Origin of the sequence: Agreia sp. (assembly GCF_964263775.1) — a bacterium.
Lineage (GTDB): Bacteria > Actinomycetota > Actinomycetes > Actinomycetales > Microbacteriaceae > Agreia.
This window is the reverse complement of record NZ_CAXVWM010000079.1, coordinates 17,045-32,567: the sequence shown is the minus strand read 5'-3', so window position 1 is coordinate 32,567 and position 15,523 is coordinate 17,045. Positions and strand designations below refer to the sequence as shown.

Here is a 15,523-nt window from a genome sequence, read left to right as displayed (position 1 = left end):
CTGGTCACCAACGTGTCGAACACGCCCGTGAGCACGGTGAAAGACAACGTGCTGGTCACGGGGCTCTCGGGCGCGGAGGGCGAGCCGCAGGCCGACCAGGTCATCCGACTCGGCGAGTCCTCGACGAATCCTGTTTTGCAGCCGGGCGTCGAACAGTCGGTGCTGCTGCTGTGGGAGGTTTGGGAGTCGACGTTCGCGGCGGGCGATCCGATCACTGTGCGGATCCTCGACAAGACCCTCAGAGAGGGCTTCCTCTTCGACGATTCCTGGGACGATCCAAAGGTGACTGCCGAGGTGCCGCTCGTGATCAAGGACCGCGGCTTCGACTACGTGACCCGCGAGCCCGGCGCCACCGACGACACCTCGGCGGGCGCGCCGTGACCGCCCGCCTCCGGGTGGCGCGCCGGGCGCTGCTCTCGGGGCTGACGGTCGTCGTCGCGCTGGCTGCCACAGTGGTGGTCTATGCAATCACGCCCCATGGTGACGACATCAACGCCCCGTTCACCGAACGCGGGGCGATCGGCGACGTTGTGACCGGCAGAACGCTCAGCGGGTCGGTGACATCGGTGCGCCTCGCGTCGTCGATCGACGCGACGACGGCCGACAGCGACTGGACAGGCGAGACGACGGGAACGTGGGTCGTCGTCGAAGCCGACATAGCCGCCACCGTCGAACCCTCGTCGCTCTACAGGCCGACACTGACGATCGGCGACACGACCTACTATGCGACCGAGCGCCTCTCCCTGGTCACGCTCGACGACGGTCTCGTCAGACCGGGCATCGCATCATCGGGCGTCATCCTCTTCGAGGTCTCCGGCGCCGCGCTCGCGTCGGCCGATGCGGCCCGGGCAGAGGTGGGCATCAACTCGTCGTACGAGGCGATACTCGACTCGCGGCTCGTGATCGAAGTCGACCTGCGAGACCTGCCCGTCGAGTCGGATGTCGTCGTGTCCCGACCCGTGGACCGTGTCCTGTGAGCGACGACCGTCACGTCGGATCGCCCGGCGACGCCGGGTCGACGACCGGCCTGTCGGGCGGGCCCGTCGCATCCGAACCGTCGTGGTGGCGCCGCAACAGATGGCCCGTGCTCGCCCTCGCAGTACTGCTGCCCGCAACGGTGATCGTCACCTCCTCGAGCGAATGGTTCGACTACCAGAACGGGCTCTATTCGCACGCGATCACAGTGCCGACCGGCGAGAGCGGCGTGTACGGCGCAACAACTTTTGTCGTCGATGACACGGTGATCGTGCGCGGCGGCACCGAGGGCGGTGACGAGCTCGAACTCGATCCCGAGCTCGACCTCATCGTGGCGATTCTCGAGGTCGCGCCGAGCGACCATCCCGCCGACTCGTGCACCCTGCAGATCGCTGCTACCAGCCCACAGCATCCAGAGCGGCGCACGTGGAACGCGAACGTCGACCTGCCCCGAGAGTTTCCCTCGACGGGTGACGCCCAGACGACCTGCGCGGATTCGGAGGGGGAGCCCTACCGGCTCGTCGTCGCAGCCACGCTTCCGAGCGGTGCCGCCGATACGGGTTCGTGGGTCGTGATCGAGAAGGTCGGGCAGTCGCCGAACTACCTCGAGCTGGAGCTCTCGCCGTCTGGCAGCTCCAGCGCGTCGACGTCTGCGGACATGTCGTCGATCGCGACGTCTGCCGCCCGGGGCGACGAACGCAGGCAGAAGTCGAATGCCACGGCGAGCAGGGTGATGCGCACGGGCTCCACGAGCAGGTCGATGAAGAAGCCGATCGGCTGATCGGTCGCCATCCACCATCCATACGGATGAGGCCCGATCGCCGCATAGACGCCGGCGAGAACCCAGTCGCCGACGCTCACCCAGAGTGCGTACGCGAACACATAGACGGCCAGAAAGGCGACGCCGCCTCGCAGGATGACCCGCGCGCTCAGCAGCAGGGGCTTGGCGATCTCTATGGCGTCGTCGAACAAGGGCCGGGCCCGGCGCGCGAGGGCTGCCGGGGTCGACGATCTGGTCGCCCCGAACAGGATGCCGACGGGGCGGGCGCGGCGGCGGAGCTCGAGACGTGAGGTTGTGAGCGAGCGCACGTAGACCACCCCGGCCACGAGCAGCCATGCGAGGGCGAGGAAGACGATCTCGCTGCTCGAATTCCAGACCCAGGATGCGCCGTCCCACGCCAGCCTCAGCGTCAACGAATTGTCGATCAGTGTCTGCCTCAGTTCGTCGAGCGACCGGATGAACCGGCGGCTGTCGATCCAGTCGGGAACGACGCTGAATAGGTTCGACAGCACATTCACCGCGATGAAGACCCAGACCGCCTCGAGATACACGGTGACGATCGTGGTCCAGCCCGGGAGCCGCGACCGCATGCGTTTGAGCACGAAGCGACCGACGAACGCGATCACGGCCACGGCGATCGACGCGGGAGTCGCAGTGACCGACAGCACCGTATTGCCCGATTCGGCGTACGTGAAGAAGTTGTCGGACTCGATCGCGAGTCCGGCGTATTGCAGCACGTCCTGGCGCATGAGGTCCATCGCCGAGTAGAGAGCGAAGAAGACGAGAACGCTCGAGAGCAAAATGTCTCGGAAGCCGAGCGCGACCTCCTCGGCGGAGTCGTCGGCGACGTTTCCGCGCGCGAGCCGGGTGAAGGCGGGCATGGACTCGCGAAGAACGAGAAACATTCCGATGTACGACACCAGTCGCGCGAGAACGGCGAGGGGAAGAACGATGAGGCCCAGTGTCGAGTCGATCGCCCCGAGTTCGGCGGCGATCCGGATGACCACCCAGCGCACGATCCAGCCGCCCAGAAACCAGACGAGCAACAGCGGCCAGGTGCGCCCCGCGAGCCTGAGTACCTCGCGGACAGTCGAGATCATTCGCTCATCGTAGCGGCGAGCCTCCGGCGTCGAACTCGTACGATGGGCGGATGGCATCCGTATTCCCTTCAGGGCCGATCGACCTGCACGCCCATTCCAGTGCTTCCGACGGCACCGAGACGCCCGCGAACCTCGTGCGTGCGGCGGCTGTCGCCGGACTGGGCACTGTCGCCCTCACCGATCACGACTCCACGGCAGGCTGGGAGTCCGCCTCGGTCGAGGCTCGCCGCTCGGGCATCGCGCTGATTCCCGGCATGGAGCTGTCTACGAGACGGGGGTATGCGAGCATCCACATGCTCGCCTATCTCTTCGATCCCAACAGCGCCGGTCTCGTGGCCGAGACCGCCCGCATCCGTTCGGCCCGGCTCACGCGCGCCGAAGACATGGTGCAGGCCATCGCGGCAGACTACGACCTCAGCTGGGACGACGTGCTTGCCCAGACTCAGGACGGCGCGACGGTCGGACGGCCGCACATCGCCGACGCGCTCGTGGCCAAGGGGCACTCCCTGACGAGGAGCGATGCCTTCGCCGGAATCCTGCACTGGCGGGCGGGCTACTACCTTCCGCACTACGCGCCCGATCCTCTGACCGGCGTCGAACTCATCGTGGAGGCGGGCGGCGTTCCGGTCATTGCGCATCCGGCCACGCGAGGGCGCGACGGGGTCGTGACTGAAGAGGAACTCTCGCGTTTGGTCGACGCCGGCCTGTTCGGGCTCGAGATCGACCACAGGGAGAACACGAGCGACGGCAAGGTGAGGCTTCGCGAACTTGCGGCGAAGTTCGACCTCGCGATCACCGGGTCGAGCGACTACCACGGAGCGGGCAAGCCCAACCTGCTGGGCGAGAACCAGACGGCGCCCGAGGTGCTCGAACGTCTCGTCGCGCGCGGCACGGGCTCAAAGCCCGTGCTGCCCGACTAGAAACTGCAGGTTACTCGGCGGCCCGCGGAGTGCGGCGACGGGTGCGGCGACGGGGAGCGCTGTTGCCGTCGTGATGCTCGGGACCGGTACCCGTGTGGGTGCCCGCTCCGTCGGCCGACGATGTGCGCGGCGCATTCGCGGTGCCCGATTCGTGACCGGCCGCACGCGGCGCGCGCGACCGGGTGCGCGGCGGACGCGAGTCGCCTGAACCCCTGGGGGCGCGGTCTGCGGCCGGCGCATCCGACTTGGGGGATGCGGGCCGCAGGCGCCCCTTCGTGCCGGCCGGGATGTTGAGGTCGGCGAAGAGGTGCGGACTCGACGAGTAGGTCTCGGTGGGCTCGGGCTGGCCGAATTCGAGCGCACGGTTGATGAGGGCCCACTTGTGCAGGTCGTCCCAGTCGACGAACGTGACCGCGATGCCCGTCTTGCCGGCGCGCCCCGTTCGACCGACGCGGTGCAGGTAGGCCTTCTCGTCTTCGGGGATCGTGTGGTTGATGACGTGGGTCACGTCGAGCACGTCGATGCCTCGAGCAGCCACGTCGGTGGCGATGAGGATGTCTTTCTTGCCGGCCTTGAACGCGGCCATGGCTCGCTCGCGCTGCTCCTGGTTCAAGTCGCCGTGCACGGCCGCCGCGTTGAAGCCGCGATCGTTGAGCTCCTCGACCAGCTTCGCGGCCGCCCTCTTCGTGCGCGTGAAGATCACGGTCTTGCCGCGGCCCTCGGCCTGCAGGATGCGGGCGATGACCTCGTCTTTGTCCATGTTGTGCGCGCGGTAGATGAGGTGGTTGATCTGCGCCTGCACCTGGCCCTCGTCGGGGTCGGTGGCGCGGATGTGGATGGGCTTCGACATGAAGCGACGCGCCAGGGCCACGATCGGGCCGGGCATGGTCGCCGAGAAGAGCATGGTGTGACGCGTCGCGGGCGTCTGGGCGAAGAGCTTCTCGATGTCGGCGAGGAAGCCGAGGTCGAGCATCTTGTCGGCCTCGTCTAGCACCATCTCGCGCACGTTGGCGAGGTTTAGCAGACGCTGGCCCGCGAGGTCGAGGAGGCGGCCGGGAGTGCCGACGACGATCTGGGCGCCGGCCTTGAGCTGCTCGATCTGGCCTTCGTAGGCCTTGCCGCCGTAGATCGAGACGATGGTGGTGGCCCGGTTCGACGTCGCTATTGTGAGGTCTTCGGTGACCTGCACGGCGAGCTCGCGGGTCGGAACCACAACGAGTGCCTGAACGCCGGGTTCGGGGGTGAGCCCGAGGCGCTGGATGAGGGGGAGGCCGAATCCGAAGGTCTTGCCCGTGCCCGTCTTGGCCTGTCCGATGATGTCCTGGCCGTCGAGGGCCAGGGGAATCGTCTGCGTCTGGATGGGGAATGGCTCGAGGATGCCCGTGCTGGCGAGGGCGTCGGCCATGTCCTGGTCGACGCCTAGATCGGTGAAAGTCACTGTGTGATGCCCTGTCATGAATTATCGGGCTACGCCGCTGGAGAGAATGGTCGCGACGGGAGAACGGACACGTGAATGGTCTGTCCCCTGCGCGTCGGAGGCCGGCGATGGCGCCTGGCGGGCGGCGTAGACGCCCCGATTCGTGTCAGGGCTGCCTCGAGTTTACTGGATCCGCGCCGATATGGACGCGTCAGGGCCGTGGGCGGGTGCGGCGCGCCGCTAGGCTAACGAGGGTGTTCACGTTTCGCCGGCCCCAGGTGCGCCTCGAGGTGCCTCGCCTGAAGCCCCGCGGAGAGGCCGTACAACTGCCGCGGGTGAACCTCGCGGAGCTCACGCCGGCCCTCCTGCCGTACCTCGGGCAAGCCGCGTACATCCAGCTCTCACTCTTCGAATCCTTGTCTCGCATCGTGACTCTCGCGCCCGCCGTCGCGCACAAGGAGTCCCTCGGCCCGGCTGCGGGCCAAGCCCTCGACAAGCACGAGCGCCTCGTCGCCGAGATCCGGCGCCACGTCGACGATCCCGCGGTCATCATGCAGCCCTTCGCCGCCGCCATCGACGACTACCGCGAGGTCGTGGCGGGGGCCACCTGGTACGAAGCGTTGACGAGCCTCTACGTCAGCGCCGGGATCCTCGACGACTTCTTCATCCACCTCGCCGCGGGGCTCGAGAACGGCTCCGGCCCGCGCATGGTGCAGATCCTCGACGCCGAGAGCGGTCGCCAGGCGATCGCGACGATCGTCGCCGACGGCATCGCGAGCGATCCGAAGCTCGCGTCTCAACTCGCCATGTGGGGCCGGCGCGTGGTCGGGGACACCCTGCTCATCGCGCGGTCGGCCATTCTCCACAGCGACAACCGCAACTCCGACGAACAGCGCATCGAACCGGTCTTCACCGAGGTGATCGCCGCACACACTCGTCGCATGGACGGACTCGGACTCACCGCCTGACGAGCATTTGCTTCACGATCTCGAGGCCGTTGAACAGCTCGACGTGGCTCGTCGACAGGGGTGACAGCCCCACACGCATGCCCCGGGGCGCGCGGAAGTCGGGGATGACGCCGCGGCGCCAGAGTTCGGCGGTGATCCGCTCGAACGCCGGATGCTCGATGGTGACGTGGCTGCCCCGGTGGCCCGGCTCTCGCGGGGTCGCGACTTCGACGCCCCAGGATGCGGGCCAGTCGTCGACGGCCTCGATGGCGAACCGGGTCAGCGTCTCGCTCTTGGTGCGGATCGCGGGCATGCCGACCTCGTCGATGAGGTCGACCATGTCGGGGAGTGCCTGCATGCCGACGATCGACGGTGTGCCGCTCAAGAAACGGCGCATGCCCGGTGCAGGAGCGTATCCGGGACCCATCTCGAAGGGTGCCGCGTGTCCCATCCAACCCTGGATCGGTTGCACGAGCTGCTCGTGCAGGTCGCGCCGCACATAGACGAACGCCGGCGACCCGGGCCCGCCGTTGAGGTACTTGTACGTGCAGCCGACGGCGATGTCCACGCCCCAGTCGTCGAGTTCGATCGGAACGCTCGCGACCGAGTGGCAGACATCCCACAGCACGAGCGCGCCCGCGCCGTGGGCGAGGGTTGTCAGCGCTGGTACGTCGGCGAGGAAACCCGACCGGTAGGCGACGTGGGAGAGCAGGACGAGGGCTGTCTGGTCGCTGAGTACGGCCTCGAGCTGCAGCGGCGTGACCCCGCCGCGAGTGTCGGACTCTATCCAGCGAAGGGCGAGTCCCCGTTCGGCCGCGATGCCCTCGACGAGGTAGCGGTCGGTCGGAAAATTATCGGTGTCGACGACGATCTCGCGTCGACCCGGACGTGCGTCGACCGCCGCGCGAATGAGCTTGTACAGCAGGACGGTCGTCGAGTCGCCGACGGCGACCTGGCCGGGAGCCGCGCCGAGTGTGACGGCCCCGATGCGATCGCCCAGGGCGAGCGGCAGGTCGAACCATTCCTCGTCCCAGCCACGGATGAGGCGGCTGCCCCAGGCGTCGGGCACGAAGGATGCGAGGCGCGTTGCGCTGGCCCGGAGCGGCCGACCCAACGAGTTGCCGTCGAGATAGGCGACGATCGACGGGTCGTCGGAGCCGACGAAGAGCTCGCGCCGCGACGCCAGCGGGTCGTGCGCATCGAGCTCCTCGGCTTCGGCGAGGGATGCCACCCGGCTACTTCGCGGCCGCAGGTGTGCGGAGAGCGACGAAGCGTGCGATGTCTGCGCGCTCGCGGTAAATGCCTATCAGAGGATCGGCGATGACGACCACGGCGGCAGTCACCACCAGGCTGATCACCCAGATCCAGCCGCCATCCCACGAGAGCCCCGCCCAGGTGAGACCCACCCAGACGACGGCCGCGACGGCGGCACCGATGGCGGGAACGAGCGCAACGCCGTGGTTCTCGCGATGAGAGAGGCTGTACCGCGCGACGAGGCCCAGGATGGCGCCGGTCAGCGTGATGAAGAGCAGTTCCACGGGCTAGAGCACGAAGCCGACGCGACGCGCCTCTTCGGCACCGATCTCGACGTAGCTGAGCGTGGTCGCCGGAACCAGATAGACGGTGCCCTTGACGTCGGTCAGCGACAGGTGGCCCGACGTGCCGGCCAAGACGTCGGCCACGGCCTTCTCGATGTCGGCCGCCGCCTGGCTCGACTCGAAGCTGATTTCGCGGGGGGAGTGTGCAATGCCGATTCGAATATCCACCAGGACTACCTTTCACAAATGCTGCGGCCCGCTCTGGGGCCATGCGTCCAGATTAGGACAGAATCACCGTCGGGCATGCCGATCGAGGGTCGAGGCGGCTCGCCGAGAGCGAACAGGGCCGACACCGGATGCGCACCGGTGTCGGCGGCACGCGTTAGCTTTACTGTCGTGGAAATCGATCGGCCCGAACGCCTCGACCCGGGACAGTCACGCCTGCTGGCACTCGACGAATTCGTCAGCTGCGCCGTCATCGGGGCGCCCGGAACCGGCAAGACCACTGCACTGGTCGAACTGCTCTACGATCGCGTGCACAACCGCGGATTCTCGCCCGACGAGGTTCTGGTCATCACGCCCACGCGGGCATCCGCAACCACACTTCGCGATCGCCTGGCCCTGCGCCTGGGGGTTTCGTCGAACGGGCCGCTGGCCCGCACGGCGAACTCGATCGCGTTCCAGATAGTGCGAGGCGTGGCGGCGGTCCGAGGGCAGGAGCCTCCCGCGCTCCTCACCGGTGCCGAGCAAGACCAGATCATCTCCGAGCTGCTCGCCGGCGACATCGCCGACGCGACCGGCCCCGCCTGGCCGCAGCACCTCGGCGAAGACGTGCGGCGTCTCAGGGGTTTCCGCACCGAGCTGCGCGACCTCATGATGCGCGCGGTCGAGACGGGCACCACGCCGGAGCGCCTCGCCGACCTCGCCGAAAGCACCGGCCGACCAGAATGGCGTGCGGCCGCCCAGTTCGTCGACGGGTACGACAGCGTCAAGAACAGCTATCGCGATCGCAGCTTCGACTCGGCAGAACTCGCCCGAGAGGCGGCCGTGCTTCTTCGCGAGGGCGAGTCTGCACCCGATGGGCTCGTTGCGGCGGTCGGTTCGCTCGCGCGCCTTCGGCTCCTGGTTCTCGACGACGCGCAGGAGTCGACGTTGGCGACGCTCACGCTGGTTCGCGAGTTCGCACGCCGCGGTGTAACGGTCATCGCCTTCGGCGACCCCGACATCAGCACCGGCACCTTCAGAGGGGCCCATCCCGACGCGCTCGCACGTCTCGGCGAGTACCTCCGCATTGCCACGGGGCCGCCGGTCGTACTCGACGTCGTGCATCGTCACGGGCCCCAGCTGCGCTCTCTGGTCGCCGATGTGACGGCACGAATCGGCACGGCCCGATCCGGAAGCCAGCGACGCGCGGTCGCCGCAGACGAGCCGGCGCACTCGCGAGCTCGACCCCGGGTTGCGGCTGTGCTCGCCACCAGCCCGTCCGACGAGATCGGGGTGATCGCGCGTCGGCTGCGGGAGGCGCATGTGTTCGAGAACGTCGCTTGGGACGACATGGCCGTGATCGTTCGCAGCGGATCCCAGATCGCGCCGCTCGATCGGGGCCTGGCCGCGTTCGACGTGCCCACGAGGGTCTCTCGGGCGCGCGTCGCACTGCGTGACGAACCCGTCGTGCGCGCCTTCGCATCCATTCTCGAAGTCGCACTCGGGCGACGTGAATTGACCGGCGAGGTCGCCGAGGCTCTGCTGCTCAGTCCCCTCGCCGGGTCCGATGCCGTGCTGCTGCGACGTCTGAAGCGAGCGCTTCGGCAGCTCGAGTTCGAATCCGGCGGACACCGCACGGGCTCCGAGCTCCTCGTCGAGGCCCTGAAGCTGCCGCTCGTGCTCGCTCGCATCGAGCCACGACTCGGTCGAAAGGCCCGCCTGCTCGCCTCGATGATCGCGCGTGCCAGCGAGGCCGCGTCGACAGAGGCGAGCGTCGAGGAACTGTTGTGGCAGATCTGGCAGACCAGCGGGGTCGCGGAGCCCTGGCGTACGCAATCGCTCGGCACCGGCCTCGTCGCCGATGAGGTGGCACACGATCTCGACGCCGTCGTCTCGCTCTTCTCGTCGGCCAAGAGATTCGTCGAGAGGTCGCCCGAGGCACCGGCCACCGTTTTTCTCGAACAGCTTCTCGACGTAGACGTTCCCGAAGACACCCTCGCGCGAGGCGCATCGGGCCGCGCCGTCACGGTGACATCACCCGCGGGCGCGATCGGCACGCAGTTCGCGCTCGTCGTCGTCGCCGGCGTTCAAGAGAACGTCTGGCCCAACCTGCGCATTCGCGGCACGCTCCTCGGGGCCGACGCGCTCGAGGGGGTGAGGCGGGGTGAAAATCCGGCGGCACTCGATCAGAGAACGGCGGTCCTGCACGACGAGCTCCGAATGTTCGCCCAGGCGGTCTCCCGCGCGTCGGCCGAGCTGCTCGTCACGGCGGTCGACGACGACGACCACGCGCCGTCACCGCTGTTCCGTCTGCTGCCCGAACCCGATCCCACGGCCGTATCGCGAACACCATTGTCATTACGCGGACTTGTCGGCGTGCTCAGGCGCACGGTGTCGGCACGAGGCGACTCTCAGGCCGCATCCGCCCTCGCCGCGCTGGCCCGCGAGGCCATTCCCGGGGCGCATCCGGCCGAGTGGTACGGGCTGGCCGGGGTCAGCTCGAACGGTCCGCTCGTCGACCTGTCTGATGACGACGCGCGGGTGACCGTCTCGCCGTCTCGCATGGAGTCGTTCGAGACCTGTCCGTTGAACTGGCTGATCGACCACCTCGGCGGAGGATCGTCGAATGCGTCGTCGCAGGTCGGCACGCTGATTCACGAGGCCATGGAGGCCTCCACGACCGCTGTCGATCCCGACACCAGCGAAGGTGCTCTGTTCGAGCTCGTCGATTCCCGGTGGAACGAGCTGTACTTCGAGTCGGCGTGGCTCAGCGAGATCAAGCGCCGAGAGGCGCGGCAACTCGTCGGCCGCCTCTCCACCTACCTCGCCGATTTCGATCGGCAGAACGGGGCGCTTCTCGGTGCCGAGTCGGGCTTCGAACTCGAGGTCGACCGTGCTGTGCTGCGAGGAACCATCGACCGGGTCGAGCTTTATCCAGACGGATCGGTCATGATCGTCGACCTCAAGACCGGAAAGCGGGTCTACACAGCGGCGGAGATCGACGAGAATGCCCAGCTCGGGGCTTACCAACTGGCCTTCGACGCCGGCCTCGTTGCCGGTGTTCCCGACGACGCGACGCCCGGGGGTGCCCGCCTGCTCGTCGTGTCGAAGGCGAGTAAGGGCAAGAACTTCGTTGACCACACCCAGGCCCCCCGATCGCCATCCGAACTCGAGGCGTTCCGCCACCGCATCCTGACGGATGCCTCCGGCATGGCCGCGGCACACGTCGATGCCCGCATCGGCTCGCACTGTCTCGACCCCTGGTCGCACGGGGCATGCCGCATCCATGTGATCAGGGCGGTGAGCGCATGATCGGCGCACTCGAACTGGCCGACGCCCTCGGCATGCCGAGGCCCACCGACGAGCAGTGCGCCGTGATCGAGGCGCCCCTCGTTCCCTCCCTGGTCATCGCCGGTGCCGGCAGCGGCAAGACGGCGACGATGGCCAACAGGGTGGTCTGGTTGCTCGCCAACGGCCACGCGCAGGTCAACGAGGTTCTCGGCCTCACGTTCACGCGCAAGGCCGCGGGCGAGCTGAGCGCGCGCATCTCCGGCCACATAGACTCGCTGCGCCGGGCGGGTCTCCTGCCCGTTGTCGTGGGTCACCAGGCGGGGCTCGACGGCGCGGCCGACTCGCGCGACCTATTCGATCGGCCGACCGTGTCGACATACAACTCGTTCGGCAACACGATCTTTCGAGACAACGCGCTCCTCGTGGGGCGAGAGCCTGAGTCCGTGCTCCTCGGAGAGAACGCCGCGTGGGGTCTGGCCCGGCGTCTGCTCCTGGCCGAGGGCGATGACAGGCTCGTGCCCCTCGGCAAGAACCTCGATCAACTCGTCGATGCCGTGCTGTCGCTCAGTTCGGAGCTCAGCGAGAACGTGGTCGACGCTGCCGGCGTCGCCGCGCTGGCCGAGCAGTTCTCGTATCTCGTCGACCTTCCCTACACCGAGGTCAAGGCGAAGGCGACGCCGTACGCGTCGGTCGGTGCGGCGGTCGAGCCCATCAGCGCGCTTCCGCTTCTGCTCGATCTCGCACGGTCCTATGCGCGCCAGAAACAGGCGAAGGGCCTCGTCGAATTCTCAGACCAGGTCGCACTGGCCCTCGAGATCTGCACGCGTAATCCGCAGGTCATCGACCAGTATCGCGCCCAATTCTCGGTAGTGCTTCTCGATGAGTATCAAGACACCTCGGTCGTGCAGACCCGACTGCTGGCCGGTCTCTTCGCAGGACACGGTGTGATGGCCGTCGGAGATCCACATCAGTCGATCTACGGGTGGCGGGGTGCCAGCGCCAGCAACCTGGGATGGTTCGGCCGGGACTTCGGTTCGGGCGACGTTCCGACCTTCTCGCTGTCGACGAGTTGGCGCAACTCGCAATCCGTACTCGACGCGGCGAACGCGCTCGTCGAGCCCCTGCGACAGACCTCGTCTGTCGACGTGCATCGGCTCAGGCCGCGGCCCGATGCGCCAACGGGCAAGGTCGACTACCGATTTCTCGAGACGCGCGACGAGGAGGCCGACGCGGTCGCGGACTGGCTCGCCGCGCGTTTCGCCGAGCATACGTCGTCGCAGTCCTCCGACGCGGCCAAGCCCCTGTCCGCAGCGATGCTGTTCCGGGTTCGAAGCCATATGGATTTCTTCGCTGCAGCCCTCGATCGCCGCGGCATCCCCTTTCACATATTGGGAGTCGGCGGATTGCTCAGCGCGCCCGAGGTCGTCGACGTCATCAGTGCCCTTCGCGCCACCCACGACCCGTCGGCCGGCTCATCGCTCATCAGGCTCCTCTCGGGAGCCCGCTGGAACATCGGTGTGCGTGACCTGAGGGGCCTCTCAGAGGTCGCCAGCTGGCTCGCGTCTCGAGATTCGTTCCACCGCCCCGTATCGAGTGAGGTCACACGCAACATGCGTGAATCGGTGGCGCCCGACGACTCCGCATCTATCGTCGACGCACTCGACTTCATCACCGAGCAGCCCTCGACTCATCCCCTGCTCGAGCGATTTTCTCCGCACGGGCTCGAACGACTGCGGCAGGCCGGTCGCACGCTCGCCACGTTCCGTTCACGGGGCAACCTGCCGCTCATCGACTTCGTACGCTTCGTCGAGCAGCAACTCCTTCTCGATATCGAATTGGCCGCCAACGAGCGAGTGGCGTCAAACGGTGGCGGCTCCCGAGGCGCGCTCGATGCGCTTCACGACGAGATCGCATCGTTCCTCGCAGGCGACGACGAAGGCACCCTGGGCAGCTTCCTCTCCTGGCTCGACCGTGCCGAGAAGCGCGATGATCTGAGTCCCCGATCCGATGAGCCCGAGCCGGGCACGGTGCAACTCCTGACCATCCACGGTTCGAAGGGGCTGGAATGGGATGTCGTCGCCGTACCGCGTCTCGTCGCCGACGAGATTCCTGCTCAGAGCAAAGAAGGAAAGGGCTGGCTGCGCTTCGGCGTCCTTCCCTACGAATTCCGAGGAGACGCGTCATCGTTGCCCTCGCTCGACTGGCGGGGACTCCCGTCGCAGCAGGCATTCGACAGTGGCGTGAAGACCTTCCAGGCCGAACTCGCCGCCAAACACCTCGCCGAAGAGCGCCGTCTCATCTACGTCGCCGTCACGCGCGCACGAAACTCGCTTCTGCTGACCGGATCCTTCTGGGCGACGCAGTCGAAACCGCGTCGCCCATCGACCTTCCTCACAGAACTCGAGCGGGCTGGAGTTCTCGAAGACGTGCCCGAGTATTCGGAGCACGAAAAGAATCCGCTCGATGCAGATGGTGTCACAGCACGGTGGCCTCTCGACCCCCTGGGCGCGCGTCGTGGCCGCGTCGAGCAGGCTGCCGAACTCGTGCTCGAGCGCATCCAGAGCCCCCAGCCGCTCAGCGCCGGTCGCTGGCAGCGAGACCTCGACCTTCTCCTGGCGGAACGCGATCGAGAGGCGGAGGCGGCCGGCGTCGCTGCGGTGCCTGATCGCATCGCCGCCTCGCGGTTCAAAGATTATGTGACCGACCCACAGGCGGTCGCCCGTTCCCTTCGGCGCCCGATGCCGGAACGACCTTTTCGGCAGACACGACTGGGCACCCGATTTCACGCCTGGGTCGAGAATCGCTATGGCATGGCCGGAGGTGCAGAACTCATCGATGCCGGTCCGGGCGACGACGACGCGGCGACAGACGAGCTACCCCTCGAGCAGTCCCAGCTCGAGAGTCTGCAGGCGACATTCGAATTGTCGCAGTGGGCCGACAGGCGGCCGCTCGAAGTCGAGCTCGAGATTCACCTCGTGCTCGGCACGCGGGTCGTCGTGTGCAAGATCGACGCGATCTTCGGCGACGGTGAGCGCTACCAGGTCGTCGACTGGAAGACCGGCAAGGCGCCGAGCACGCCCGAAGACCTCGAGGTCAAACAGTTGCAACTGGCCTTGTATCGCCTGGCCTACGCCAAGTACAAGAACATCGACCCCGATCTGATCGACGCCGTCTTCTACTTCGTCACAGACGATACGGTCGTTGCACCCGAGCGGCTGTTCACAGAACAGCAGCTGCTCGAACTGTGGCCCTTCTAGTCTTCAGAGATGCCGCTGACGCGAGCGTTCTCCCGCGCCGGAGACGTATCGGTTCGCGGGGTGCGGCGGAGCATCTCTTCGACCTCTTCGACAGCCATGATCTGGCCGGTGTCGGTCGACAGGGGGTTGAGCATGTCTGACTCGACACTCACAGAGAGGCCCTCGAGCATCGTCTTGGCGTCAGAGACGATCGTGTCATCGCGCTTCTCGGTGCCGTGCAAGAGCCACTTCGCGATTTCGAGTTCGGCGTACAGCCGAGCTCTCTTTCGCAATTGACGGTCGACCGGGGTGCTGCGGCCAAGATTGTAGGCGCCGAAGACGCGCGTCGCGAGTTGCTCACTCGGTGCCGAGCTGAGCCAGAACAGGTCGGCTGCCGGGTCGCCCACCTGCAATTGCGACCAACCGAGAACGCCGGTCACGGTGTCTCCCGCGATGAGAAACGACTCCGGGGCGAGGGATCCGTGCACGACAGTCGGCTGGAACTGCCAGAGGGCGCTGTCTTCGAGCGCCGTCGACCAGCGTGCCAGAAGGTCGGAGGGCACGGCGCCCGTGGCAGCGGCCCTGTCTTTGGTGATGCGGGCGAGCCGCGCCGCGTCTGCCGCGGTCTGCACGGCAAGCCCGGAATCGGTGACGAGAGACGTGGGCAGGGAATGAATGGATGCGATCGCTCGGCCGATGGACTCGGCGACCGGGTCGGCCGCATCGAGTTGCGCCAGCACCGCCGGGTTGCCGGGGATGTAGTCGTAGACGATCGCACGAGTGTTGGCGACCGGCGTCTGGCCTTCGATCGAAGGAACGGCAAAGGGCAGCCTGCCCCGGAAGCCGGCAGTGAGAGCATTCAGCGCGACGAGATCGCGAGACTGCTCTGTCTCTGCGTCTTGAGACGTGGGCACGCGCACGATGAGTTCGGTGCGGTCACGCAGCGTGACGACGGCGGAGTCGTAGCGGCCGCCCGTTCCTGTTGTGATCGGCCTGGTCGACACGATGTCCGCCCCGGGAACGGCCGCGGTCGAGAGCGCGGCTAGAGTGAAGTGGGATCTGGCCATACCAACAGGGTAGGGCTGGCATCTTCCCGCGTCGCGTTCGCCACGCA

General features: G+C 67.2%; 12 protein-coding genes. 6 read left to right on the top strand and 6 right to left on the bottom strand.

Features of this window, described 5'->3' with window-relative positions:
* Together ACE5CZ_RS06465 and ACE5CZ_RS06460 are read left to right on the top strand one after the other, a co-directional pair.
* A partial coding sequence (locus ACE5CZ_RS06465; RefSeq protein WP_374946514.1) for a hypothetical protein occupies window positions 1-381 on the top strand: 381 nt, incomplete at its 5' end.
* Window positions 378-977 (top strand): hypothetical protein, encoded by a 600-nt coding sequence (locus tag ACE5CZ_RS06460; protein WP_374946513.1) that lies wholly within the window; start codon window positions 378-380, stop codon window positions 975-977. The genes ACE5CZ_RS06465 and ACE5CZ_RS06460, both read left to right, overlap by 4 nt.
* A gap of 598 nt (window positions 978-1,575) precedes the next feature.
* Here ACE5CZ_RS06460 and ACE5CZ_RS06455 read toward each other — a convergent pair.
* Complete coding sequence (locus tag ACE5CZ_RS06455) at window positions 1,576-2,856, bottom strand: hypothetical protein (protein WP_374946512.1); 1,281 nt, start codon at window positions 2,854-2,856, stop codon at window positions 1,576-1,578.
* A gap of 50 nt (window positions 2,857-2,906) precedes the next feature.
* Between ACE5CZ_RS06455 and ACE5CZ_RS06450 the strand changes: the two genes are divergently transcribed.
* The gene (locus ACE5CZ_RS06450) at window positions 2,907-3,776 is read left to right on the top strand and encodes a PHP domain-containing protein (RefSeq protein WP_374946511.1); all 870 of its coding nucleotides are present in this window, start codon (window positions 2,907-2,909) and stop codon (window positions 3,774-3,776) included.
* Window positions 3,777-3,786: 10 nt separating this feature from the next.
* Here the strand turns inward: ACE5CZ_RS06450 and ACE5CZ_RS06445 are convergent, their stop codons facing one another.
* Window positions 3,787-5,214 carry a DEAD/DEAH box helicase gene (locus ACE5CZ_RS06445; RefSeq protein WP_374946510.1) on the bottom strand — a complete coding sequence of 476 codons (1,428 nt, stop codon included), beginning with the start codon at window positions 5,212-5,214 and terminating at the stop codon, window positions 3,787-3,789.
* 233 nt (window positions 5,215-5,447) lie between these two features.
* Here ACE5CZ_RS06445 and ACE5CZ_RS06440 point away from each other — a divergent pair, with 233 nt between their 5' ends.
* Window positions 5,448-6,161, top strand: coding sequence for a ferritin-like fold-containing protein (locus ACE5CZ_RS06440; protein ID WP_374946509.1), 714 nt, complete (start codon window positions 5,448-5,450; stop codon window positions 6,159-6,161).
* On the opposite strand, the gene ACE5CZ_RS06435 is transcribed toward ACE5CZ_RS06440, so the two are convergent.
* Genes ACE5CZ_RS06435 through ACE5CZ_RS06425 form a run of 3 tightly spaced genes read right to left on the bottom strand, consistent with a single transcriptional unit; the run spans window position 6,151 to window position 7,906 of the window.
* Window positions 6,151-7,371, bottom strand: a complete 1,221-nt coding sequence (locus ACE5CZ_RS06435; RefSeq protein WP_374946508.1) for a kynureninase — start codon at window positions 7,369-7,371, stop codon at window positions 6,151-6,153. The two genes, ACE5CZ_RS06440 and ACE5CZ_RS06435, sit on opposite strands and share 11 nt — an antisense overlap.
* Window positions 7,372-7,375: 4 nt before the next feature.
* Complete coding sequence (locus tag ACE5CZ_RS06430; RefSeq protein ID WP_374946507.1) at window positions 7,376-7,678, bottom strand: hypothetical protein; 303 nt, start codon at window positions 7,676-7,678, stop codon at window positions 7,376-7,378.
* Between the two features lie 3 nt (window positions 7,679-7,681).
* Window positions 7,682-7,906, bottom strand: coding sequence for a DUF3107 domain-containing protein (locus ACE5CZ_RS06425; RefSeq protein ID WP_374946506.1), 225 nt, complete (start codon window positions 7,904-7,906; stop codon window positions 7,682-7,684).
* Between the two features lie 168 nt (window positions 7,907-8,074).
* Between ACE5CZ_RS06425 and ACE5CZ_RS06420 the strand changes: the two genes are divergently transcribed.
* Window positions 8,075-11,194, top strand: coding sequence for an ATP-dependent helicase (locus tag ACE5CZ_RS06420; protein ID WP_374946505.1), 3,120 nt, complete (start codon window positions 8,075-8,077; stop codon window positions 11,192-11,194).
* The gene (locus tag ACE5CZ_RS06415; protein WP_374946504.1) at window positions 11,191-14,430 is read left to right on the top strand and encodes an ATP-dependent DNA helicase; all 3,240 of its coding nucleotides are present in this window, start codon (window positions 11,191-11,193) and stop codon (window positions 14,428-14,430) included. Before ACE5CZ_RS06420 ends, ACE5CZ_RS06415 begins: the two co-directional genes overlap by 4 nt.
* On the opposite strand, the gene ACE5CZ_RS06410 is transcribed toward ACE5CZ_RS06415, so the two are convergent.
* On the bottom strand, window positions 14,427-15,476 hold the full coding sequence (locus ACE5CZ_RS06410) for a phosphotransferase (protein ID WP_374946503.1): 1,050 nt from the start codon (window positions 15,474-15,476) through the stop codon (window positions 14,427-14,429). The genes ACE5CZ_RS06415 and ACE5CZ_RS06410 overlap by 4 nt on opposite strands.
* Window positions 15,477-15,523: the final 47 nt, after the last annotated feature.

Bases quoted from the DNA above. Each gene is read 5' to 3' on its own strand.
- ACE5CZ_RS06455 (WP_374946512.1), bottom strand. From the start codon at position 2,856: ATGATCTCGACTGTCCGCGAGGTACTCAGGCTCGCGGGGCGCACCTGG.
- ACE5CZ_RS06450 (WP_374946511.1), top strand. From the start codon at position 2,907: ATGGCATCCGTATTCCCTTCAGGGCCGATCGACCTGCACGCCCATTCC.
- ACE5CZ_RS06415 (WP_374946504.1), top strand. From the start codon at position 11,191: ATGATCGGCGCACTCGAACTGGCCGACGCCCTCGGCATGCCGAGGCCC.
- ACE5CZ_RS06410 (WP_374946503.1), bottom strand. From the start codon at position 15,476: ATGGCCAGATCCCACTTCACTCTAGCCGCGCTCTCGACCGCGGCCGTT.